Source organism: Streptomyces incanus (assembly GCF_042656345.1).
In the GTDB taxonomy this organism is placed as follows: Bacteria; Actinomycetota; Actinomycetes; order Streptomycetales; family Streptomycetaceae; genus Streptomyces; species Streptomyces incanus.
The window spans coordinates 1-22777 of sequence record NZ_JBHSPC010000033.1 but is presented as its reverse complement, the minus strand read 5'-3'; the positions used below and the strand labels follow the sequence as shown (position 1 = coordinate 22777).

General features: G+C 69.5%; 20 protein-coding genes and 2 pseudogenes. 8 read left to right on the top strand and 14 right to left on the bottom strand.

Features of this window, described 5'->3' with window-relative positions; translation table 11 throughout:
• Window positions 1–161: 161 nt before the first annotated feature.
• Complete coding sequence (locus tag ACFP2V_RS13280) at window positions 162–554, top strand: hypothetical protein (RefSeq protein ID WP_381210463.1); 393 nt, start codon at window positions 162–164, stop codon at window positions 552–554.
• A 158-nt stretch (window positions 555–712) separates the two neighbouring features.
• On the opposite strand, the pseudogene ACFP2V_RS13275 reads toward ACFP2V_RS13280, so the two are convergent.
• The 4 genes and pseudogenes from ACFP2V_RS13275 to ACFP2V_RS13260 all read right to left on the bottom strand — a co-directional run.
• Window positions 713–856: pseudogene (locus ACFP2V_RS13275) on the bottom strand (helix-turn-helix domain-containing protein); the annotation flags it as partial.
• Window positions 857–904: 48 nt separating this feature from the next.
• A complete protein-coding gene (locus ACFP2V_RS13270; RefSeq protein ID WP_381210460.1) occupies window positions 905–1300 on the bottom strand; it encodes a TOBE domain-containing protein in 396 nt (131 codons plus the stop codon).
• Window positions 1301–2237: 937 nt separating this feature from the next.
• The gene (locus ACFP2V_RS13265; protein ID WP_381210457.1) at window positions 2238–3506 is read right to left on the bottom strand and encodes a hydroxymethylglutaryl-CoA reductase; all 1269 of its coding nucleotides are present in this window, start codon (window positions 3504–3506) and stop codon (window positions 2238–2240) included.
• A 601-nt stretch (window positions 3507–4107) separates the two neighbouring features.
• Window positions 4108–4476, bottom strand: a pseudogene (locus ACFP2V_RS13260) (transposase family protein); the annotation flags it as partial.
• 170 nt (window positions 4477–4646) lie between these two features.
• On the opposite strand from ACFP2V_RS13260, the gene ACFP2V_RS13255 reads away from it, so the two are divergent.
• Complete coding sequence (locus tag ACFP2V_RS13255; protein ID WP_381210454.1) at window positions 4647–4967, top strand: hypothetical protein; 321 nt, start codon at window positions 4647–4649, stop codon at window positions 4965–4967.
• A gap of 36 nt (window positions 4968–5003) precedes the next feature.
• On the opposite strand, the gene ACFP2V_RS13250 is transcribed toward ACFP2V_RS13255, so the two are convergent.
• The 4 genes from ACFP2V_RS13250 to ACFP2V_RS13235 form a co-directional block, all read right to left on the bottom strand.
• On the bottom strand, window positions 5004–5645 hold the full coding sequence (locus ACFP2V_RS13250; protein ID WP_381210451.1) for a potassium channel family protein: 642 nt from the start codon (window positions 5643–5645) through the stop codon (window positions 5004–5006).
• A gap of 70 nt (window positions 5646–5715) precedes the next feature.
• Window positions 5716–7086: a TrkH family potassium uptake protein gene (locus ACFP2V_RS13245; protein ID WP_381210448.1), complete on the bottom strand. Its 1371-nt coding sequence runs from the start codon at window positions 7084–7086 to the stop codon at window positions 5716–5718.
• A 1146-nt stretch (window positions 7087–8232) separates the two neighbouring features.
• A complete protein-coding gene (locus ACFP2V_RS13240) occupies window positions 8233–8589 on the bottom strand; it encodes a DoxX family protein (RefSeq protein ID WP_381210445.1) in 357 nt (118 codons plus the stop codon).
• Between the two features lie 372 nt (window positions 8590–8961).
• Entirely contained in the window at window positions 8962–9864 is a 903-nt protein-coding gene (locus ACFP2V_RS13235) for a TIGR03619 family F420-dependent LLM class oxidoreductase (RefSeq protein ID WP_381210442.1), read from the bottom strand.
• A gap of 1130 nt (window positions 9865–10994) precedes the next feature.
• Here ACFP2V_RS13235 and ACFP2V_RS13230 point away from each other — a divergent pair.
• Window positions 10995–11513, top strand: coding sequence for a hypothetical protein (locus tag ACFP2V_RS13230; protein ID WP_381210439.1), 519 nt, complete (start codon window positions 10995–10997; stop codon window positions 11511–11513).
• A 55-nt stretch (window positions 11514–11568) separates the two neighbouring features.
• Here the strand turns inward: ACFP2V_RS13230 and ACFP2V_RS13225 are convergent, their stop codons facing one another.
• Window positions 11569–11760 carry a DUF397 domain-containing protein gene (locus tag ACFP2V_RS13225; protein WP_381210436.1) on the bottom strand — a complete coding sequence of 64 codons (192 nt, stop codon included), beginning with the start codon at window positions 11758–11760 and terminating at the stop codon, window positions 11569–11571.
• Window positions 11757–12650 carry a helix-turn-helix domain-containing protein gene (locus ACFP2V_RS13220; protein ID WP_381210434.1) on the bottom strand — a complete coding sequence of 298 codons (894 nt, stop codon included), beginning with the start codon at window positions 12648–12650 and terminating at the stop codon, window positions 11757–11759. The genes ACFP2V_RS13225 and ACFP2V_RS13220 overlap by 4 nt, the downstream gene beginning before the upstream one ends.
• A 316-nt stretch (window positions 12651–12966) precedes the next feature.
• On the opposite strand from ACFP2V_RS13220, the gene ACFP2V_RS13215 reads away from it, so the two are divergent.
• The 3 genes from ACFP2V_RS13215 (at window position 12967) to ACFP2V_RS13205 (ending at window position 14862) form a co-directional block, all read left to right on the top strand.
• Window positions 12967–13191: a DUF397 domain-containing protein gene (locus ACFP2V_RS13215; protein ID WP_381210431.1), complete on the top strand. Its 225-nt coding sequence runs from the start codon at window positions 12967–12969 to the stop codon at window positions 13189–13191.
• 81 nt (window positions 13192–13272) lie between these two features.
• Window positions 13273–13740, top strand: coding sequence for a hypothetical protein (locus ACFP2V_RS13210; protein WP_381210428.1), 468 nt, complete (start codon window positions 13273–13275; stop codon window positions 13738–13740).
• Window positions 13741–13866: 126 nt separating this feature from the next.
• Complete coding sequence (locus tag ACFP2V_RS13205) at window positions 13867–14862, top strand: RpnC/YadD family protein (protein WP_381210425.1); 996 nt, start codon at window positions 13867–13869, stop codon at window positions 14860–14862.
• A gap of 400 nt (window positions 14863–15262) precedes the next feature.
• Here the strand turns inward: ACFP2V_RS13205 and ACFP2V_RS13200 are convergent, their stop codons facing one another.
• On the bottom strand, window positions 15263–16918 hold the full coding sequence (locus ACFP2V_RS13200; protein ID WP_381210422.1) for an N-6 DNA methylase: 1656 nt from the start codon (window positions 16916–16918) through the stop codon (window positions 15263–15265).
• 460 nt (window positions 16919–17378) lie between these two features.
• Here ACFP2V_RS13200 and ACFP2V_RS13195 point away from each other — a divergent pair, with 460 nt between their 5' ends.
• Together ACFP2V_RS13195 and ACFP2V_RS13190 are read left to right on the top strand one after the other, a co-directional pair.
• The gene (locus ACFP2V_RS13195; protein WP_381210419.1) at window positions 17379–17888 is read left to right on the top strand and encodes a DinB family protein; all 510 of its coding nucleotides are present in this window, start codon (window positions 17379–17381) and stop codon (window positions 17886–17888) included.
• A gap of 86 nt (window positions 17889–17974) precedes the next feature.
• Complete coding sequence (locus ACFP2V_RS13190; RefSeq protein WP_381210416.1) at window positions 17975–18889, top strand: IS982 family transposase; 915 nt, start codon at window positions 17975–17977, stop codon at window positions 18887–18889.
• A 203-nt stretch (window positions 18890–19092) separates the two neighbouring features.
• On the opposite strand, the gene ACFP2V_RS13185 is transcribed toward ACFP2V_RS13190, so the two are convergent.
• From ACFP2V_RS13185 to ACFP2V_RS13175, 3 genes are all read right to left on the bottom strand, one after another.
• Complete coding sequence (locus tag ACFP2V_RS13185; RefSeq protein WP_381210413.1) at window positions 19093–19953, bottom strand: sulfurtransferase; 861 nt, start codon at window positions 19951–19953, stop codon at window positions 19093–19095.
• 83 nt (window positions 19954–20036) lie between these two features.
• On the bottom strand, window positions 20037–20390 hold the full coding sequence (locus ACFP2V_RS13180) for a hypothetical protein (protein ID WP_381210410.1): 354 nt from the start codon (window positions 20388–20390) through the stop codon (window positions 20037–20039).
• Between the two features lie 192 nt (window positions 20391–20582).
• Window positions 20583–22742 carry a beta-L-arabinofuranosidase domain-containing protein gene (locus tag ACFP2V_RS13175; RefSeq protein WP_381210407.1) on the bottom strand — a complete coding sequence of 720 codons (2160 nt, stop codon included), beginning with the start codon at window positions 22740–22742 and terminating at the stop codon, window positions 20583–20585.
• Window positions 22743–22777: the final 35 nt, after the last annotated feature.

Sequence of the window (22777 nt, the reverse complement as noted above, 5' to 3'; positions counted from 1 at the left end):
CAGAGCGTCAGACGAGCGTCATGACCGACAGCCCACGCCTCTGCATGGGGCAGAACACGCTGCCACAACCATGCTCACCCGGCACGGGCCCGCGCTACTCACTCCAGACACCGGCTCGCACATCACGGCCCGCACCACATCCCGGCCGTCATAATGGAGTCATGTCCTCCAGCCCACAGCACCCCGCCCCCGCGCCGATGGACCTCTCTGGCGCGGACGTCGAGGACCTCGCGCTGTACCGGGAGAAGTTCCGGCGGCGTCTGCCGGAGTCGTTGGACGAGTTGCACGGCCCCGCCCAGGGGATCGTGGAACTGCCGCTGCACATGGCCTGGTCCGGGATGACGTCGTACGACCTGGGCAAGCCGCGCCAGCGCATGGGCCTGTACCGCACCGTCCTGCACGAGGGCCTGCACGACGACCTGCCCTGCTACCTCAACCAGGGCCTGCTCCTCCAGCTGTGGCCGGTGCTGCGCACACTCGTCGGCCGCACCGTGCGCACCGTGTGGGAGGACGCCTTCCCCCAGCTCGCCTCCCGCACCCAGGCAGCCGCGTGACGGACATGCCGGAGCTGCACACGCGGCTCCTGGCAGATGTGATCGCCCTCGGCTCCCCGTATCCCCTGGTCCTCACCGGTGGGTACGCCGTGCGGGCGCACCGCCTCGTGACCCGCCCCAGCCAGGATCTTGTCCTCATCGGCCCGCGCACTCACGAACCGCGCCAGCCCCACTCCGTCGATCACCCGGTTCCCGGAGCCGTCCCGCCCCATCGGCAACCGCCCCGTGTCCGCCCACCGGCGCACGGTTTCCGGACTCACCCTCAACAGGCGCGCGGCCTGGCCAATGCTGTACGTCGGCACGCTCGAACCCTAGTCCCGTCCAGATACCGAGTGAGGTCGCAGGCCCGCTCAGGCCCGGTCGACGTGCACGTTCGTCGACTTCACCCGGGCGGTGGCCTCCATCCCCACCTCCAGTCCCAGCTCCTCCACGGCCTCCCGCGTCAGCAGCGACACCAGCCGGTGCGGTCCGGCCTGGATCTCCACCTGGGCCGCCACGTCACCGAGCTTGATCGCGGTGACGATCCCGGGAAAGGCGTTGCGAACCGACGTGAAGGAGGCGTCTTCCTCACCGCTTCCGCTCTGCGCGAGCTCTACGGAGAAGGCGGCCAGGTCCTTCCCGTCGATGAGCCGCTTCCCGCCCTCGTCGCGATGGGTCGCCACCCGGCCCGCGTCCGCCCACCGTCGCGCGGTGTCCGGGCTCACGCCGAGCAGCCGTGCGGCCTGGCCAATCGTGTATGCCTGCATACGCGCCAAGATAGGCCAGCGGGAGGAACGGCTGCCGCAGGCGCCGGATCACTCACTTCCGCGGCCACGGCGGGTATCGCCGTGACGGGGGTGTCGCCCAAGTTCAAGAAGCACGCGCCGCTGTTCGTTCAGGATGGACCACCGACGCACGAGCCCCGGTGCACACCCCCTCCCCTAACCCGCATAGAGCCGAAAGAGGGGCCATCTCCTTTGGGATCCCCTGGGACTTTTCCGGGACTTCCGGCCGCATCGACGGGCATGACCGTGAAACAGCCGAAAGACCATCTGCACAGGTCAGTCCCCGCAGCCACCCATCACGACAGGTCATGGGGCCGCCTGGTCTCTTCCGGGACATCTGAAAACCTTCGGAACGAGCGCCGCCACACCCGTCCTGGCCTGCATAAATGCGGGGGGGCGGGGCGACGTCTCTGCACGACCGGGCGGTGCGACCGGACGCGTGCGTGCCCCGCTGCGGCGAGTGCGGACGCGCATGCCGCTGTGTCGGCAGCGGTAAGAGCGAGCAGTGGTGCTGTTCGCCCTGCCTCGACAAGCCCGCCGTCTGCGTGGGAGGCCACGACGAGCGACGCGTCAACAGCCGGGACCGTCAGGGCGGGGCCCCGCTGCGCCGAACGGGCCCGCCACGGCCGGCGATCCGCTGCAGGAACGCACCGAACCCGTCACGACCCTCGCCCCCGCCCTCGGCGACGCCACGGTCCTGACCGCACTCGAGCGAGTCACCGTCCGGTCAGCCGGCGGCCGGCACCATCTGGCCCGGGCTTCGTCACCCGCACCGACCTGTTGACCGGCGCCGGTGACGAAGCCCCTGCCCGGGCCGCCCTGCGGTTCATCGACTGGTTCGCCGACTCCGGGGCGACCGAGGCCGTCCGACCGTCCTGCCCACGCCGCCACGAGATGAAGGCCCTGGCCGGAACCGGGGTCAAGGCCCGGCTTCCGAGGCCGGGCGAGGCACCGGTACGGGTTGGGGTTCGCCGGCCGTCGGCGTCGAAGGGATGCCGATCCGGTGTTCGGTGCTGTTCCGGCGGGGCGGCCTGTTACGCCCGAGGCGTTCGTGAGCGTCGGCGAAGTGCCCGGAAACGGCCGCGGAGACTGTCGAGAGGTCCAGGGCCAAGGCGAAGCCGGCGATGATCTCCGCCAGCCGGACGGCGCTTCCCCGGCCGGTACACCCCATCGCTTTCAAGAGCTCGTGCTGCGTGGGCAGGTGGGTGCCGCCCCCGACCGTGCCGACTGCCAGGCCGGGCAGGGTCATACTCGCGTAGACGCCGTCCCGCGTGCGTTCGAGGATGAACTGCCCCACACCCGACTCGTGAACGCAGGCGATGTCCTGGCCCGTCGCCGTGAAGATCGCCGCCACGATGTTGGCGGTGTTCGCGTTGGACCCCAGGACCCCGCTGTGCACTGCTCCGGCCGTGATGTGCTGGTACCCCGTGACCAGCTCGTCGGGGGTGGTTCTCAGGACCCGTTGGACGACCCCTGCCGGCAGAAGGCAGTCAGCGGCCACCCTGATTCCGCGGCCTTCCGCCACGGCCTGGGCTGACGCCTTCTTGTCTCCGGATGTGTTCCCTTCGATGATGAAGGATTCGAGCTCCTCGTCTGCGACCAGGTGCGGCTGTCGCAGGATCCACTGACACGCGTGCCAGGTGCAGGCAGTCGTCATGTTCTGTCCTGCCGCGTCCCCGGTGGTGTACCTGAACCTCAGGTGAACGGTCCTGCCCAGGACCACGGGCTCGATCGAGATGAGCGTGGCGTGGTGGGACACCTGCCGGATGATCGTGCGGAGGTCGCCGAGGTGCCGGAGGATCGCCGAGGCGAAGCGGCCGGCGCCGGCCAGTCGGGAGAACGCGAAGACAGGAGCACGCGTCATCGCTTGCAGGGCGGCGCGTGTGCTGACGCCGCCCGCCATGGTGACGGCCAGGGCTCCCCGCGTCGCCGACGAGACCAGGGCACCTTCCGTGGTGGCCATGGGAGCGTAGACCTCACCCTGGACGTTCGTCCCGCAGAACAGCAGGGGTCCGGCCACGCCGACCGGGATTTCGACGGTGCCGACGAGTCCCTCGATATTGCCGGTCAGCTTGTCGGCGTCAAGCCGTGTGTGCTGCAGGGAGTCCAGCGCCGACCGGGTCATGGAGCGGAGCCAGTTCAGCCGCTGAAGTCGCGCCGCCTCCGTGTAAAGCCCCCGGGCGGGCACGTACCGTCCTGGGGGCCGTGACGGACGGGGCAGGCCCGGGGTTTCTCCAGAGCTCATACGACATCGCTTTCCTCTGTGGGGGGCGTCGGCCCGATGGGTTGCTTCGGGGATGACGGTCCCCGGTCATGCCGGATGGGGCGAGTACGACCGCAGTGGCGGTCGCAGGGCGGTCGCAGGGCGGTCGCAGGGCGGTCGCAGGGCGGTCGCAGGGCGGTCGCAGGGCGGTCGCAGGGCGGCCGCAGGGCGGCCGCAGGGCGGCCGCATCGGCCGCCCTGCCCGTGCCGACCCGGTCCGTTGTTCGTAGGTGTCGTTGCGGTACGCAGACGCATCGGTTCGACGCGGTCACCGACCCCACGACGCTTGACACACGTGGTCCCGCAGCTGGGCCTGGCGGACGATGCGCTGAGTCGGCCCTTCGACGACGGCACCCCCCGGCCGCGACGGGCACCCATTGACGGCCCTTGCCCGGTGCCTTGTCCTGGCCACGTTCGAACCACTCCCCCCTTCCCACCCCGACGTGCGGCGGCAGCCCCGGCACCAGCTCAACGACACCTCGGCCCACTGGTTACGCACGCAGAACGGCGCCGAGGTGTTCCGGTTCCCGTCGAGCTCCGGCACCACGGAGCTCGAGTTGGTCGGCCAGGCGGTCGGTCCGGCGCTGGTGGCGCTCCACGACGCCGGGAACCTGCTCACGGAACGTCTGCCGCGGGCAGCCGAGCAGCGGGCACACCAGCCGCGGCAACCTCACCGAGACGACGGCCCGCCGTCCGTCCACCGGCACGTCCGCGGCCCTCCGCCCGTGGAAACCGTGCACCCGCCCTGTCGGCGTCCCGCACTCGGGGCACGGCACTGGATCGTCCCGGGTCCGCGCCGCCACCCGGATCAGACCGCCCTCGTCCGCCACACCCTGGATGACCAGCGCCGGCAGCCTCGAAAACACCATGCTCACCAGCTCGTTGACATCTCGCACACCATGCCGACGATGCCCGTCACCCGTCATCACCGCCGATTACGGGACAGAGCCGAATCAATCGTGCCGCCCTCGGACACGCCCCCGCTGGCGGGCATGGAGCAGGACAGGTACCGCGCACGCCGGGCTGAGCCGTCCGGACATCGCGCGTGGTTGGCCATCATGCGCGGGTGACCAGACGTCCTGTGCCGTTGCCCGGCGAACGCATACCGCCCGGCACCGCCGCCTGGCGGACTGCCGACGCCCAGCGCCGGCTCGCCGCCGTGCCCGCCCGGTGGGCGCGCCCTCTGTGGGCGCTGCCGGCGTTGATCGCCTCGCTGGGGTGGGACATCGCGGCGGCTCCCGACGCCCCCTGCACGTCCGCCGACCCGTGCGGCACCGACTGGCTGGGCCTCGGGACAGCCGTCGTGCTGGTGCTGACCCTGTACTGGGTGTGGCGGCAGCCGCGGCTCACGATGCTGCTCGGCCGACCTGGACCGTCATTCCGTTGATGTCTGAGGCCGTAGTGCCTGCGTTGACGGTGCGTCTCACCGGTCCAGCTCCGCGAACATCTCCACCGCCCGGGTCCTGCCTGTGACGATGATGACGTCGCCGGGATGGACGACCGTCTCGGCGGTGGCGTGGGTGAAGTCGGCGCCGGGGCGTTTGATGCCGACGACGGTGACGCCGTGCGTACTGCGCACCCGGCTCTCGCCCAGCGGGATCCCGCCGACGACCTTCGGGGCGAGCGTCTTGATCAGCGCGTAATCGCTGTCGAAGGCGATGAAGTCCAGCATCCGGCCAGTGACCAGGTGGGCCACGCGCTCGCCCATGTCGTGCTCGGGCAGGACGATGTGGTGGGCACCGATGCGTTCCAGGATCTGGCCGTGCTGTCGGGTGGTGGCCCGGACCCAGATGGCGGCCACGCCGGCGTCGACGAGGTTGGAGGTGGCCAGGATGCTGGCCTCCAGGTCGGTGCCGATACCGACCACCACGCGGGAGAACTCGCCGACGCCGAGCTGCGCCAGCGCAGCGGGGTCGGTGCAGTCCGCGGCGGCGGCTTGGGTCAGCTCTTCGCCGACCTTCTGGACGACGCCGGCGTCGGCGTCGACGCCCAGCACGTCCCAGCCACGCCGCATCAGCTCCGCCGCCACGGACTGTCCGAAACGGCCGAGACCGATCACCGCCACTCTGGAATCGCGGGCCGGGCGACGGTCGGCGGAACGCCGACGTCGGTGTGGACGCAGTGACTTGAAGTGGTCAGCCAATGACGGGTCGCTCCTCGGGCAGGGTGTACCGGCGGTCGCGCTGACGCAGTGCGAGCGCGCTGGCGAGAGTGATCGGGCCGACGCGCCCGACGAACATCATGACGATGACGGTGAGTTGGCCCGCTGCGGGAAGGTTCCCGGTGATGCCGGTACTCAGGCCGACCGTGCCGAAAGCAGAGACGGCCTCGAACAGGACCGCCAGGACCGCGTCAGCTCTTTCCTTGGTGACGGCGAGCAGCACCAACGTGCCCGCCATGACGAGACCCACACCCAGCAGCGCCACGGTGAGCGCCTGGCGCAGCGTGGCCGCGGAGAGCCGGCGGCCCATGATGTCCGCTTCGGTGCGCCCGCGGATCTCGGCCAGGATCGCCGCTCCCAGAACCGCGAACGTGGTGACCTTGATGCCGCCCGCGGTACCCGCGCTGCCGCCGCCGATGAACATCAGCACGCAGATGCCCAGGAGGGTGGCCGGTTCCATGGCACCGGTGTCGACGGTGTTGAAGCCGGCGGTACGCGCGCTGGCAGCGGTGAAGAACCCGTTCAGCAGCTTGTCCACCCATTCCAGGGATCCGAGAGTCCTCGGGTTGCCCCACTCCAGCGCGCAGGTCATGACGGTGCCGACGATGAGCAGGACCGCGGAGGTGAGGAGGGTGAGCCGGGTGTGCAGGGACCAGCGGCGCCGGGTGCCGCCGCGGGCGCCCGGGCGGCTGCGCAGCAGTTCGAACAGTACGGGGAAGCCGAGGGCACCGAGCACACAGGCGGCGGCGATCGGCAGGACGATCCAGGGATCGTGCGCATAGCCGACGAGGTTGTCGTCGCGCAGCCCGAACCCGGCGTTGCTGAAGGCGGAGATCCCGTAGAAGATCCCGTGGTAGACGGCGTTTCCGGCCGTCAGGCCATGGCCGATGTGGAAACGGACCGTGAGCACGGCGGCCGTGGCCAGTTCGATGGCCAGCGTGATGCCCGCGACTCCCAGGACCACCCGCCGGATGTCACCGACGTTGAGGCTCCTCTCCGCCTGCGTGGCGAGCTGTGTCCGCAGTCGCAGCCGACCGGAGACGAGCAGGGCCAGCAGCGACGCGAGCGTCATGATGCCGAACCCGCCGATCTGGATCAGAGCCAGGACCACGCCCTCGCCGAACGCGCTCCAGTGGCTGCCGGTCCCCACGATGGGCAGCCCGCCGCTGGCCGCCCCCGTGGAGGTGAACAGGGCAGTCAGTACGCCGGTCTCCCTGCCGGGCTCGGTGGCGGCCGGCAGCATCAGCAGGGCCGCACCCAGCACGACGACGAACGCGAAGGCCAGGACGATGCCACGGGTGGGATGGACGACCAGCCGAGACCACCGGGCCCAAGTCGTACCCACCGCCACCAGCAACCTCCGATGTCCCTCCGCCACATTTCCTGTCGTGCCCCGTCGCACAAGGAGGCCGGTGAACGCTGCCACCTGCCCACAGCATCCCTCCCGGAGCGGGCGTACGGAACGCGCCACGGCGTCAAGAAGGCGTGGGAACCGGCTGATGGCGGTGCGCCGTGTGCGGGTCACCGTGTGGCGTCACGGGTTCCGCGGGAGCTCGTGCGCCGGTGCAGGAACCGGCCGTGCCCGGCTTCGGAGTGGGTCACCATAGAGACATCGATGTCATCGCCGGAGCCTTCGATGAAGGTCTCGCCCACGCCCCGATGGCCGAGCCACCTGGCCGGGGGTACCCCCTTGTCCTTTCGCGAGCCTGCAAGCGGGCCGCCGGCCTCCGGGCCCGGCATGAGTGTCGCCCCCGGTGAAGGGGATGCCCTGGGTCGGTGGGGTCACCGGCCCAGCCCTTCCAAGCACGCGGCAACCCCACATGGCACTACATGCCCCGGCCCGCGCACGTGCCCTCGCCCGCCCCGACCCACATGTCCGGGAATGTCATCTGATTGCCCATCTGAGCGAGGTCGTGTTCGAGGGGTTCGTGAAAACAACGGCATCTCCACACCTTCGTCGACGCCAACGCACGCGCACCTGCCGGACGTGGGCAGTCCGCCCACCTCAGCATCCGGCCGTAGCAAGGCGGTGGAGCGGAGCTCCATCACTGTGGTCTCGACGCGGGCCATGCCGGGCCCCAAGGCGTCAGGGATGGCCTTACCGATGATCTCCCAGAGGCGCCCGGCAGGTTTGTGAGGTGATCTCATGGGACTCATCTGGGACTTTCGGCACCACCAACGGGCATGAGCGTGAAACGCCCGAAAGGCCATTGCCGCCGGTCAGCACCCCCGTGGCCTCCCATCGCACCAGGTCACGGCGTCAGCTGGTCCCTTCCGGGACACCTGAGGGGCGGGGGACGTCGCCCCCTCTTCTGGCCCGTGTTGGTGCGGGTCTGGAAGAGGGCGGCGACGTCCCTGGGACTTCTCTGGGACCTCTGGGACTTCGGCCGGGAGCCAGTTGTTCCCGGGCGGCCGGCGGCCGGCGGCTACGCGAGGACCGCACCGACTGCGACGCCGCCACGCGCACCCGCGCGAGGCAGCAAGTGCGGGGTCACCAGAGGCCGTGGTGGAGCAGGCCCAGGGTGAGGGCGGCCACCGCGGTGGCCAGGAACACGATCCCGCCCACGATGTCGCGGGAGCCCACCCGCAGGTGGGCGATGATCGCGCCGATGAAGTACAGCACAAGGCCTGAGGCGGCAAGGGTTCCCAGGATCGGCACGGCGAGCCCGGCCAGCAGCCCCACGGTGCCCGCTGCCAGTAACGTGCCCAGTACCGGTACGTACTTCCGGGGAATGCCCTTCATGTCCGCCTGGCTCTTGGGGTATTCATGGCCGATCAGGTACGTGACGGCGGCGGCGCCGTTGAAGACCGCGCCGAGGATGGTGACTGTGACGAAGGCGACGAACACGTTCTCTCCGCTCTGCAGGGACGGTGTTGCCGGGTGCTCCGTTGTGGGAGCCGTTCTCTGGATGACGAGCCGACCACTCAATGAGTGACATTGGTTGGCCTCCGGGTGTGCCGATGGCCCGAGCGCCTGGTAGCCGCTGCGCAACGCCACTACGCGATGGTGCTGTCGGGGGTGGGGATGCTGCTCGTGCGCTGCTGATCGCATATGTCACCCCGGCGCGAGCAACTGGCCGTACGCGCTCCTCCTCGGGCGCATACCGCTTCGTGATCGAGCGGCTCCGGGCCGCCGCCTCCGCCATGTGCGGCACGTCCGGACGGCACGGGGCGGAATACGGGCAGGTGACACCGTCGCGGCAGCCGGGCCGACGAGGGCTCAGCCCTTCGCCACGAGCTGGAGGATCTGCCGAGCGTGCTCGAGGGACCCGTCGACGGTGTCCACGTCGTACATCGAGTCGATCATGAAGTGGTCGATACCCGTCCCCTCGTGGACCTCCTTGACGGTGTCGACGACCCGCTCCACGCTCGTGCCGGCGTCGATGTTCACCCGCAGCACGGTGTCGATCGCCCGGGGATCACGATCGGCCTGCCGGGCCAGCTCGTCGAGCTGCGCGCGCTGTGCGACAAGCCCGTCGATGTCCACGTAACTCGGGACGACGATCAGCGGCAGCCAGCCGTCACCGCGTCGGGCGACACGGCGCAGGGCGCGCTCGGACATCGCGCCCAGATAGAAGGGTGGCCGCGGTTTCCGCGCCGGCTTCAGCGGTGAGTGGTGCTCGGGTACGGAGAGTTGCGCACCCTCGTACCGCGCCGGGTCGGTGGTCCAGATGGCGTCGAGGGCGTCGAGCAGTTCCTCCATGCGGGCGCCGCGGCGGGTGAAGTCCAGGCCGGCCGCCCGGTACTCCTCGGGAGACCAGCCGACCCCGAAGCCGGGCAGCAGACGTCCGCCGCTGATCAGGTCGATCGTCGTCAGCGACCGGGCCAGCTGGACGGGCGGGTAGAGCGGGGCGACGAGGACATGGGAGCCCAGCAGCACCCTGCTGGTCACGGCGGCGGCGACACCGAGGAGGACGAACGGGTCCGCCGCGGGGTTCAGTTCCTCCGGGATGGTGTTGCCCTGCCCGCCGTAGCCCACGACGGGACGGACCGCGGCCAGGTTGCGGTCCCCCACCCACAGGCTGGCACCCCCGGCCTCCTCGATCGCGGAGGCGAACGTGCCCGTCTCGGCGACGCCGTACGCCTGGTGGTGGAACTGGGGGAGGGCGAAACCTGTCTTCATGGCATCCTTCACACTGTGTTGCTGCCGGGCGCGGCACTTCAGCTCCGCAGCGGCATGATCCTCATCGGGCGAAGCCCACCTTAGGCAGGCCCCGGAGACTTCAACGTCCTGCGCATCGTGCTTAGTTGATACGGAATGAACGACACCGGACCACCGGTTTCCCCATAGGCTTCGAAGAACATCGCGTACGGCTGTAGCCGACTCCCCCATCGCAGCCACCCCGCACAGAGCCGGCTCTGCACCACTACCTGCGCCGGGGACGGAAACCCCCTCGCACCCGCAGCCTGATCGAACCACCCCGGCGGAGGACGTCAGCTCCTCGCGCTACGGGCGATGCGGTACACCACGTTCGGACGCAGTGGCCCTGCGGGCGCGGCGGGGTCGTCGAACGCCGGCTCTCCGACAACGCCGGAAAGGTAACCGACGAACCGGGATCCGCTGCCCGGCTCCCCAGAGCGCCGCCCGGGACCTGACTGAACCTCACATTTTCCCGTTGACGCCGTCAACGCAACGACAGCATCCACGTCAACTCGGTGAAGGTGTGCACTCCCCGCGGGACATACCGCCTTACACGCGGCAGCGAAACGGGGGAGAGGCATGAAGCCCTTCACCTGGAAGCAGCTCCCCGTCCCCACCCCCGCCGCCCTCGAACCTCCCCCCCTCCCTCCTCCCCCGCGCCCTCGAACTCGTCTACACCGCCTACGACATGACTCCACTCGCCCGCGACCTGGGCGACGAGGACGAACCATTCCAGTGGGCCGAGGACCGTCGCGCTCAACTGCGCGCCGAGCTGGACGCGTACTTCTTCCGCCTCTACGGGATCTCCCGTGAAGACACCGACTACATCCTGGAGACCTTCCAGTCGGAGTCGGGCGGCCTGAAGAACAACGAAATCGCCAAGTCCGGCGAGTACCGCACCAAGCGCCTGGTCCTCGCCGAGTACGACCGCATGGCCGCCGCCGGTCTGACCCTGGAGACCCCGCTCACCGAGGGCGAGTCCGGTACCTACCGCTCCACCCTCACCCCGCCCCCCGGCCAGGCCCCCGCCACTACTAGCCTGCCCCTGGGGTGGCCCCGCCCGGTGGCCACCCCCGGGCATGCCCCACCGCTCAACCAAGGAACCAACGCACGTGGTACGTCGAAGCCAGAGCAGCAATCCTCGTTCGGTCGTCGTCCTGACCTCGGGTACGGACTGGGGCACCCGTGCCGCCGGGCAGCGGCGGAGCAGCGGAGCCGAGTCCCCCATACCCAAGCGGCAGCCCGCGAAGATCAAGGCCTTGCAGCAGACCATCAGGGTGGCCCGCCTGGCGATCAACACGAAGCACTGGAACGAGGCGCGTTACGCACTCAGCCGGGCTCGGGCCCTCACCAACGCCCTCTCCACCCACGTGGCCCTGCAAGAACGCGAGCAACTCTCAGCGATCCGGAAGAAGTACGCGGCGCGCAACACGCCGGCCGCGAAGAACGCCAAGCAGGCGAAGGCGACACCGGCCAAGGGCGCGGGCGGCAAGAAGACCACCCAGAAAAAGCTCACGGCGAAGAAGGCCGTACAGGAGCCGAAGCCCGCGCCTGTGCGCGACCTCGGTGACCGTTTCATCAACCGTGCGGCCCTCGGCTACGACCCCAGGGACGAGACCAAGGGCACCTGAACGCGGTGAGGGCGTGCCGTCCGCTGTTCCAGCGGACGGCACGCCCTCGAGTCGCTCAGCACTCCGACGCGAACCGCACGAACTGCCCCCAGCCCTCACAGCCGACGGCGAAGGCCGGGCGGGTCACGTCCTTGGAGTCCCGTACGTGGACGGCCTGTTCGGCGATCGCGACCTCCACACAGCTGTCGCCCTGGCTGCCGCTGTAGCTGGACTTGAACCAGGCGAGTTCCGACGTACCGCTGTTCATAGCTCTCCTCGCAGTCGCTCCAGCAGGTCCCGGGATTCTGTCGGGTTCAGGGCCTGCGAGCGCAGTGTGTCATAGCGTTGGCAGAGCAGAATCATCTCTTTCGGGTCGGAGATCAGCCGACCGTTCTGCTGCCCCTCGGAGTACCCGAGCCGCCGCCCCTCCGAGGTCTCCAGAATCTGTAGGGGGCCATCCAGGCACGCGTGCAACCGAGCCTCCACCGGTACCACCTGAAGCGTCACGTTACGCGGGGCGGTGAGTTCAAGGACATGACCCACCAACCCGCGCATCGCCCCCACATCCCCGAACCCCCGCCGGAACACGTGCTCCTCGACGATAAAGCTGAACGGCACCTTCGGCCGCTCCCGCATCACCGCCTGCCGTTCCATCCGCACGGCGAGCTGTACCTCCAGCTCCTCGTCGGTCCGCACCGGGATCGTGCCCTCGAACACCGCCCGCGCGTAAGCCTCCGACTGCAACAACCCCGGTACCAGCCTGCACTCGTACGTGCACAGGCTCACCGCCTCCCGCTCCAGCCGAGCCCACCGCCGGAACCACGCAGCCAGCCCTGCTTCCCCCCGCGTGAGATGCCGTGCGGCCTTCCGCAGCGCACCCGTGTTGCCCAGCGCTTCCTCCGCCCGCTCCACGAACGCCTCGTCCGGCATCCGCCGCCCCAACTCCACCGACTCGACCGTGTGTTTGGAGTACTGGACCCGGGCGCCGAGGTCGACCCGGCTGAGCCCCGCGTGCTCGCGCAGCGCCTGGACGAAGGCGCCGAACGTGCGCAGGCTGTCCGACGGATGCGGCTCCCGCTCCCACTCCCCCACCGGAACCGCCCGCACACCGGCGTTCCCGGCCCCGGCCGTCTCCCCCTCGACTCCCACGCTCTCCATCCGCCGCCCCTTTCCTCCGTGCCGCACCGCGACGGCTCCTCACGCCGCCCCGCGTTCACCGTCCAGCGTGACGGAAAATCGCACGTACCGTCTACTCTTCGTGTCCGTACGCTGACTCAGCGTACGGAATGCCACACTCGTCCCCGCCCCGTCCGACCGCCACTCTGAAGTCACGGAGAGCGAGGAAAAACCGTCCGTGTCCGCCGTTCACCTGCGGAAACACTCGGGCGGCCGTCGCCCCTCCCGTGAACTCCCGCCCGCTGTGGGCGGCGGCGGCCGGTCCTGGCCGCGTTCAGACGAGTCGGAAGGTGCACTGATGCGGAACGGAACCAACCTGTACGCGCTCGACATCGACGGGGCCTCGTTCGTGAAGGCGTGCGGCGGCCCTTGCACCGAGGGGTGCGTGACGCTGGCCCGGATCGGCGAGGACGCCTGGGCCCTGGGCGACAGCAAGCGGCCGGACGCACAGCCGCTGCGGTTCACCACCGAGGAACTGGAGGCGGCCGGTATCGACCCGGCGCGCTTCGGCCTCGGCGCCTGATCCTCCCCTCCCCTCCCTCCCGTCGGCCGGACCGGGCCCCTCCCCGTGTCCGGCCGGCGCTTCTCGAAACGGGAACGGCTCGTGCACCACCACGCTTATCTGTGGACCGGCCCGAAGGCACGCTTCGACGACGAGGCCCTGCGGCGGCCCCCGCACCCCGACCCGCCCCCGGCCGGGAGCAGGCCGGAACTGATCGAGCGCTACCGCCAGGTGGCCGCGGAGTTCACCTCGTCGGACCTCCCGCCCCTGGAGACGGCGTACTGGCTCGTCAAGCCCCGCTCACTGGTGCGGGGCACCTGGGACGAGGCGAAGGAGGCGGCGGCCTGGCTGGGTGAGCGACTGGCCGAGTACGCCCACCGGTTCGCGTCGGAGGGTGACCGGGACACCCTGCGACTGGCCCTGCTGGTGGACGCCACCGCCGAACGCCTGCACTCGGGCGCCGACGTGTCGTACGGCTGCTACCTCGAACGCCCCTCGTACCTCTCCCTGGCCGTGGTCACGTGCTCCCCCAACCGCGCGGCCCCCGGACTGGCCTGCCCGTGCGCGTAGAGCAGGCTCGGCACTCGCCCCCGCCCTGACCGCACGCCTCGGCGCCAACCCCAGAGAATGCCACCAAACGGGTGATCACACCTCAAAAACCAACGAATGTTCTTGCTTCGCGCATAGTTTCACGTCATGCCCAACGTCAGTCACGACACCCTGCACGGCTTCCTGCCGGGACGTCCGAAAGCGCTGAACCGTGCGCTGGACCTCCTGGACCTCGGAATCCCGCCCGGTGTCACCACCGAGACCCTTGCGACGGACGCATCCAGCGCCCCGAAGATGTTCACCCGGCAGATGGACTCCGTGCTGCGGGTGGTCCGTCCCGACGGGCGCGATCCGTTCATCCTGCTGGTCGAGGCACAGAGCGGCATCGAAACGAAGAAGGAGACCTCATGGCCGTACTACGTCGCGTACTTGCGTGACCGGTACAAACTCGAGGTCGTCCTGCTGGTCCTGTGCGTGGACAGGGCAACAGCGGCATGGGCGGTCAGACCTCTGCGCACCGGCCTGGGGCGCCCCATCCAGGTGACAGTGCCTCACGTGCTGGGCCCGGCCAACGTTCCGCGTATCAGCCGGATCCAGGATGCCTCAGCCGACCTGGACTTCGCCGCCTTCTGTCTGTGGATCCACAGCAACGACCCGGACATCGAGGGCATACTGACGGTAATGGGCGAGGCGTTGGCCCAGGACACGGACCGCGAAGCGCGGGACGACCTGGCGGGACTGATCGAGGACGGCTTGGGCAGCGAACACGCCCGGAAAATCTGGAGGAACCTGATGGAAACCCTCTTCACCCCCAGGCAAGGCACCATCGTGGGCGACGCCCGCCTCGCAGGACAGGAAGAAGGACGCGAGGAAGGACGCGTGGCCGGAAAGGCCGAGCAACTACTGCGCCTGATGGAGCGCCGCGGCTTCTCGATGACGGAAGAGACCCGACAGCGCGTCATCACCTGCACGGACATGCCGCTCCTGGATCTCTGGTTCGACCGCGCCATCGACGCCACCACCCTCGACGAGATCTTCGCCAGGCCCTCCGCCACGGACCGCGTCCCCGCCCCCGCCCAGAGCCCGGAGCACATCGCAGTCCCCAGCCAAGAGCCGAGGAACCCCGGGTCCTCGGCCAACTGACACCAAAAGCGCACACCCGGCCGCACCCCACTCCGGGGTGCGGCCCGCTCGGTTCATGGCCCGGCCCCCAACGCCTAGCACATGCCCGTTCCGCAAGCGCACCGACTCCTCTCCGCCGCCGTACGGTCACCCCATGTAAGGAAGGCGCCGTCCCGTTCGCCCGTGAGATCACCCCGCGCGAGGCGGACCCCCTGCAGCACGACGCCGACCTGCTCCGGGAACGCTGCCTGCTCTTCGTCGCCCGCACGCGCGCTCGCGAAGCGCTGAGTGTGACGTGGAGCGGAACTCCGAGCCCGTATCTGCCACCCGCCGCCTGACCGGCCGGCCGACGCGCGCGCTGATGCGAGCGGTTGCGGGCCGGTGCGGGGCACCCACCGGGGGGGGTGCCGCACCGGCCTCATCACTCCTCCGGTACCAGAGCACCCGCGGCGAGGCCGTCGCGGGCGACTTCGGCGAGCTGCCGGCTCAGCTCGTCGACCTTGCGCATGCCTTCCTCGAACGCGGACAGGGCCCGGAAGGCGGTGCCATACCGGCGCTGCTCGTCGATGCCCATGCGGGGGATGCGTGAACCCCTGCCATCGAGTCGGTAGGTACCGCTGGCACTTGTGGACCGGCGGGCGTTGACGGAGCTGCGCAGGAATCCCTGCAGATAGTCCGTGTCGAGCTGCTCGCTGGCCGAGACCGGCTCCGGACCGTCGTACGTGACGAGTCCGGCGCGGGTCAGATCCGCGACGCTGGTGGTGGCACCGTCCAGTGAGCCCGGTTCGCCGCCCGGCGCGAGTGCGGGCAGAAGGGTGGCGAGCCGACGGACCTGGTCCTCCAGTTCCTTGCGCAGAGCGGCGTATTCACCGGGATAGTCGCGATGCCGGGACCGGAGGTGGTTACCGGGGGTCAGGTCGACGGTCTCGTCGAGGAGTTCGATCAGCGGCACGTCGGCGACCTGGTCGGGGCGTGGTTCCAGGCTCCCGTCGGGACTGTTGCCGGTCAGGTCGACCATGCGCACGGTCTGGTTCGTGTCCGCGGTTCCCGCGTTCTCGGGGCGCCTCAGGCACCACAGATGAACGGGCAGGGCGTGAGACGTCGCCGTGCCCGGCGGCAGGGCGACCACTTGGCGCACGATCCCCCGACGTACGAGCTCCGCCCGGATGCGACGGCCTGCCCTGCGGTAGGCGACCGAGGCAGGCATGACCATGAGGACCTGGCCGCCGGGCTCGGTGTGCGCATAGGCGTGCTGGAGCCACGCCAGCTCCCCTTCGGCCTTGGACGGGGTACCGAGTTCCCAGCGGGAGTCGAGCAGCAGTTCCTCCCGCCCCCACTCGGTCACGCCGGTCGGCGGGTCGCAGACGACCAGGTCCGCCTTGAGGTCCGGCCATTCGTCCGCGCGCAGGGAGTCACCTGCCGCGATGCGCACGCCCGATCGACCCAGGAGGTCGGCGCGGAGCTGCGCGAAGCGAGCGCTGTCGGCATCCGTCTCCTGGCCGCAGCAGCGCATTCCCGCGTCGGAGGCGAGGGACAGGAGCAGCACCCCGATGCCGCAGGCGGGATCGAACACTGTGGCGTCGGTCCGCAGTTCGGGAGCGAAGTGGCGCATGGCACGCACCACGCGCTCGGACGTCACCTGGTCCGATCCCGCACGCCGGGCGGAGTCCATGAAGCGTTCCGTCAGTGCCTTCACCAGGTCGACGGGCGCTTCGGTCCGGGCGAGTTCCTGCACACGGGTGGCGACGTCGTCCGGCAGGCCCGGCTCACTTTCCCCGGCCAGCACCGAGGCCACCTCTGCCAGCCCCGCGACCATCTGTTCCCCGTACGCGGCTCGCATGGCCTGCCACAACTCGACCTCGGGTGAAACCTCTTGGCCCTTGCGCTGCTTGTCCAGCCATTCCTGGACCTCGGTGAGCGCGTAGAGCGGACTGTTCGCGGCACCTCCCACCGCAGCGGGGAAGTCGTCGTACCGCCGTCGCCAGTTGGAGACGGCAGCCCGAGTGACACCGGCCAACCGGGCAATCTCAGAACCGGTGACAAGAGGGCCTACCGGTGGGGCGGCATTGTCCGTCATACCCCCAGCGTACACGGACTGCAAACCCACTACCCTATAAGAAGGTCTGTTGACAGCAGCAACAATGGAATCGTTCTGCTCTCAATGTGTACCAAGTTCGTCCGATTCCAGTGCGACGCACCTATCCCTGCAGCTTCCGCGGCTCTACTGTTCGCCGTATCACCGCCCCTTGGGACCGCAGCTGCGCCCCGTCGCCTTCAGAGCCGGCCCCATCGCTGCCTACTCCGCGGCACGGGCCACTGCCGTCCAGCACATTTGCTGACAGGTCTTCAGGCGGCTGCCCTGCTTAGATGGTCGATTCCAAGGGGTAGTTGCGGCGGGGTCCAATGAACCTTTCTGATTCCTGTGTTCGGCGACCTCTGTGGGAGCAATCAGGTCCGGTTGACGGCCCTCGTATGGGGACAGTCGACGGGAATTAGATACTGGCCCTCAACGCAGGCACGGATGAGGAGCACGACCGATGACCAGCGACCATCGCATAGGTCCGCCCAGTTTTGGCAGCGAACGCGACATGCTGCGGGCTTTCCTCGACTACCACCGCGCAACCCTCGCCATGAAGTGCGAAGGGCTCACCGACGAGGAACTGCGGCAGCAGTCGATGCCGCCGTCCACGCTTTCGCTGCTCGGTCTGGTGCGGCACATGGCGGAGGTGGAGCGTGCCTGGTTCCGTCGAGTGTTCGAGGACAACGACGCCCCCATGGTCTGGTCCGACAAGATCGACTTTCAGGCAGCGTACGACGCGAGCGCGTCGACCAGGGACGAGGCGTTCGTGGCCTGGGATGCCGAGGTGGAGAACTCGCGCCGTATCGAGCGGGAGGCTGAGTCCCTGGACCAGGCCGGGTATCAGCCACGATGGGGCGAGGAGGTGTCGCTGCGGATGGTGATGGTGCACGTGCTTCTGGAGTACAGCCGCCACAACGGGCACGCGGACTTTCTGCGTGAAGGTGTCGACGGGACCGTGGGCGCCTGAGTCCGCAGGAGCCATCGATCTCCACAAGCTGATCCGTTCCAGAGAATCGCCCGCGGGGTTGGAAGGAGGGAGTCCAACGTCATTGCGTGAAGACAGAGTTGGACTCCCTGGCCGCCGCACTCTATGTGAAGACCGACGACCTGCTGAAGGACTCACCGCACCTGGCGCCTTGGCGTCCGGCGGTCGGGATCGCCCCGCAACTGACCGATGCCGAACCGGTCACGCTCGCGATGATGCAGGCCATGCTGGACTTCACCTCCGAAGCCAAGTGGCTTCGCTACGCCCGCTCTCACCTGCGACATCTCTTCCCCTGCCTGCCCAAGCAGCCCGGCTACAACAAGCGCCTGCGCAAGGCCCCCGAGCTGCTGCGGAGAGTGGCCCGGCTGCCGGCCACCGACACCTCCGTATGGAGCGACGACGTGTGGATCGTGGATCCCACGCCGGTGGAGTGCGGACGCTCCCGCGAGACCGTCAAACGCTCCGGCCTGGCCGGATGGGCCGAGTACGGGTACTGCGCCAGCCACAGCCACTTCTTCTGGGACCTGCGCCTGCACCTGGTGTGCACCCTGCAGGGCCTGCCCATCGCCTTCGCCCTGACCGGGGCCAAGGCCGACGAACGCGAGACCCTGCTGGACCTGCTCGCTGCCGAACCGGAACTGGTCGCCGCCCGGGCCGGGCAGACGCTGATCGGCGACAAGAACTACTTCGGCCGCGCCTTCGAGCACCAGTTGGCCGAGCAGGACATCCGGCTGCTGAGGCCGGCCCGCAAGGGCGAGCCGGAGCGGGCCGGGGCACCCCTGTTCAAGCCGTTGCGGCAGGTCATCGAGTCGGTCAACGAGACCTTCAAGGGCCAGCTTGACCTCGGACAGCATCGAGGCCGCACACCGGGCGGCGTGGTCGTCCGCGTCACGCAACGCATCCTCGCACTGACGGCCGCGATCTGGCACAACGACCACACCAGCCAGCCCGTCCTACGCTCACTGACCGCTTACGACCGCTGACCCCTTGGAATCGATCATCTAGGTTCCTGCTCAGCATCGTCCGGCACTTGGTTCACCCCGCGCCTCCCCACCGAATCGCTCATGCACTCTCAACCAGCCAGAAGACAGACCCGTGTCGGCGGCGGATCCGTGATGAGCACCCGCCCCCCGGCAGGACCCCCCGGACAGCGCGGATCCGGGGGTGTGCGGGTGAGCCGGGACCGTCAGTCGACTTCAAGGGGCAGGGCCGGGTCGGCGGCCCACTCGGTGAGGGAGCCGTCGTAGATCGCGACGTCGGGGCGGCCGAGGACGGCCAGCTGGAAGGCCAGGCCGGTGGCGGCGATACCGCTGCCGCAGTACGTGATGACCTTCTTGGACTCGTCCAGGGCGCCGGCGTCGTCGAAGAGCCCGCGGACTTCGTCCGGGCCGCGGAAGAGACCGTCGGAGTCGGCGAGTTCGGGGAACGGCACGTTCGTGCTGGACGGGATGCGGCCCGGGCGCGCGTAGGTCTGGCGGGTGCCGGCGAAGGTCGGCCGGTCGAGGGAGTTCACCAGCCGGGTGCCGGGGTCCTCGATCGCGGCGAGGACCGCGTCCTTGTCGGCGTACAGCTCGGGACGGCGGTTCGCGGTGAACACGGCGGGCTCGTTGGACTCCACACCGCTCTTGACCTCGTGGCCCGCTCGGATCCAGGCGGGGAGGCCGCCGTTCAGCACCGAGACGTCGTCGAAGCCCTCGTAGCGCAGGTTCCACCACAGCCGGGTGGCCCAGATGTTCGCGCCCTGGTCGTAGATGACCACGTGCGCGCCGGGGCCGACGCCGAGGGCGCCGAGCCGGGCGGCGAACGTCTCACTGTCGAGCACGGTGAAGGTGGTGGCCGCGTCGGGGTCCGCGAGGTCGTTCAGCAGGTCGGCGAAGACGGCGCCGGGGATGTGGGCCTTCTCGTACGCCTGGCGGCCAGACTCCACGTCGTAGTAGCCGTCGCCTTCGGGCTGGGTGAGGAAGGTGGTCGCGTCCAGGATCCGGATCGCGGGGTCCCCGAGGCGCTCGTGCAACCAGGCCGGATCCACCAGCAGGGGGTGAGACATGTGTGTTTCCTTTTCTCGCATTCTTACGGCTCCCGGCGAAACGCCGAGGTGTCCTACAAACGTACCTGTTTGACACACATGTCTCAGTAGGTGGACACCTGGGTGGTTCGAGGGCATCTCGTGCCGAGGCCTCGACGGCGAGCGCGCCGGCCCAGGCCCGCCGCCGCGTCGGCAGCAAGCCGCTGCGGTGGCTGTTCGCCCTGCTGCGCGGCCCGGCCGCCACCCGGCACGGCCCAGGAACCCGTCGGCGCGGTCTGCTGGTGGTCGCACTCGACGGCACCACCCTGACGGTCCCCGACACCCCCGCCGTCCTGACCGGGTGCACCGAGCAGGCGGGCAACCACGGTGGGACCGGATACCCCCAGGTCCGCCTCGTGGCCCTGGTCGCCCGCGGCACCCGCACCCTCATCGACCTCGCCGGCACCGTCGGCCGGCACGTCCTGGCCGGCCTGCTGCCCCAGCGGCGACTACGGGTCAGCCCCCGCATCGTCAAAGGCGCCCTCTCCCAGTACCAGGCCCGAGGCCCCCGCATCGACCGCACCGGCTACAAGGCCGCCACCGGCGTCAGCATCCTCGCCTACCCGGACCTTCGACGACCTGCCCCGGTCCCGAAATTCACGGCCTTGCGGCTAGTTGCGTACGACGCGCCACCGGTTGTCGGCCGTGCCGTCGTCGGAGTCCTGGACGGCGAAGGCGCCGACGGCGGTGGAGTCGCCCGCGATGGCGAGGAGTTTGCCGCTGTGCTCGTTGCGGATCTTGTAGGTGCCGTCGTTCTGGTCGAGCAGGGTCCAGCGGTGGTCGGCGGTGCCGTTGTCGGCCCACTGCAGGACGGCCGCGCCGTCGGCGGTGGACATGTCCTGGACGCCGAGGACCTTGCCGCTGTGGGCGTTGCGGAAGCGGAAGGCGCCGCCGTCGGTGAGCATCTCCCAGTTGTGATCGGCGGTGCCGGAGTCGGTCCATTGCAGGGCCCGGCCGCCGTCGGCGGTGGACATGTCCTGGACGCCGAGGACCAGGCCGCCGGCCGCGTTGACCAGGCGGACCTCGGGGACGGCGCCGGTGTTCCAGTAGACGGTGTAGTTGTGGCCGTGGGCGTCGTGGAACGGGCCCAGGTTCACGGTGGCGCCGGCCGCGGTGGCGGTGAAGGCGAGCGTACTGGTGCTGGTCCGCCTGATCGAGGAGGTGTCCAGGGACGGCAGGGCGCTGAGCGCCGTGTTGCCGTAATTGCCGGACAGGACGACCGGGCCGTAGGTGATCGCGGCGACGTTCGGGTTGTCGTTGGCCGGCCGCATGACGACCCGCATGGGCAGGCGGGCGGTGACCGTGTCGCCGGAGGTCCAGGCGCGGGTGAGGGCGGCGTAGCCGCCGGGCGTGGTGGTGACGTTCTGAGTGACCCCGTTGACGGCGATGGTGGCGCCGGTGGTCCAGCCGGGGATGCGGATGCGCATCGTCCAGGTGCCGGCCGCGCTGCCGGTGACGCGCAGGGTCGTGGTGTCGCTCGTCGGGTAGGAGGTGGTCTGGGTGACGGTGATGCCGCGTTCGGTCCAGGTGAGGACCGAGGGGACGAACAGGTTCACTGTCAGGGTGGTGCCGGCGTGGTAGTAGAGGGAGTCCATCAGCCGGGTGTGTATCTCCAGGCCGGTGCCCTGGCAGCACCAGAAGGTGGTGTAGTCGGTGCTCCAGGTGCCGCCTCCCCAGGCCGGGCCGGCACCGCGCCGGCCGCCGGGGTTGAGGGGGGTGAAGTAGGTGACGTGGCCGTGGGGGTCGGCCGGGTTCTGCTGGCCGGTCATGTGGTTGAGCCACGCCTGTTCGTAGAAGTCGAAGAGCGCGGCCCGGTTCGGGTCCAGGGCGAACAGTTCGCGGGTGAGGGTGAGCATGTTGACGGTGTTGCAGCTCTCGCAGGTGTCCTGGCGCAGGTACGCGGCGATGGCTTTCGGGGCGTGGAAGTGCTCGGCCTGGCTGTTGCCGCCGATGGCGTAGGTGTGGGTGCCCACGCAGATGTTCCAGGCGTTGGCGGCGATGTCGCGGTAGCGGGTGGTACCGGTGGCCTTGTACTCCCGCACCGCGCCGATCCACTTCGGTACCTGGGTGTTGGCGTGCAGACCGTCGAGCCGGTCCTGGCCGGCGGCCAGGGGGTCGAAGACGGCGGCGTGGTCGAAGCGGCGGGCGACGGTGAGCCAGCGCGCGTCACCGGTCTGCTGGTACAGGTCGGTGAGCACGGTGTTCATGCCGCCGAACTCGGTGCCCAGCATGGCCTGTGTCTGTGCCGCGGTCAGCCGGCCGGTGCGGGTGTCGACCCATCCGGCCAGCGCCAGCAGGACGTCGCGGGCCTGGGTGCTGCCGAGGTGGCGCCACACGTCGAGCAGACCGGTGAGGGTCTTGTGGATCGTGTAGTAGGGCACGTTGCCGTTGTTGAGGGTGCGGGCTTCGAGGGCGGTGAAGTCGGCCTCGGGGTAGCCGGACAGGTACCCGGCGGTGAATCCGGCGGCGCTGTTGTTGGCCTGGCACTTGGCCAGCTCCGCGACCATGTACGTGGCCTTGTCCCGGCAGACGGTGTCCCCGGTCACGGCGTACAACTGCGCCCAGGCCGTGAGGAAGTGGCCTTGGACGTGGCTGCGGAAGGGGAAGTCCGGCGCCTCCCAGCCGCCGGTCGCGGCGGCGCCGGCCGTGGAGAGGCGGTGGTTGGCGCGGAAGTTGTACAGCAGCCGGTCGACGTCCACGAACCGCAGGTAGGCGGCGGTGCGGTTCTGGTTGTCGAGCCAGCGGCTCGCGGATGCTCCTATGCTTGTCAAGCCGCTGGAGCAAGGTCGGTTTGAGTGATTTGCGC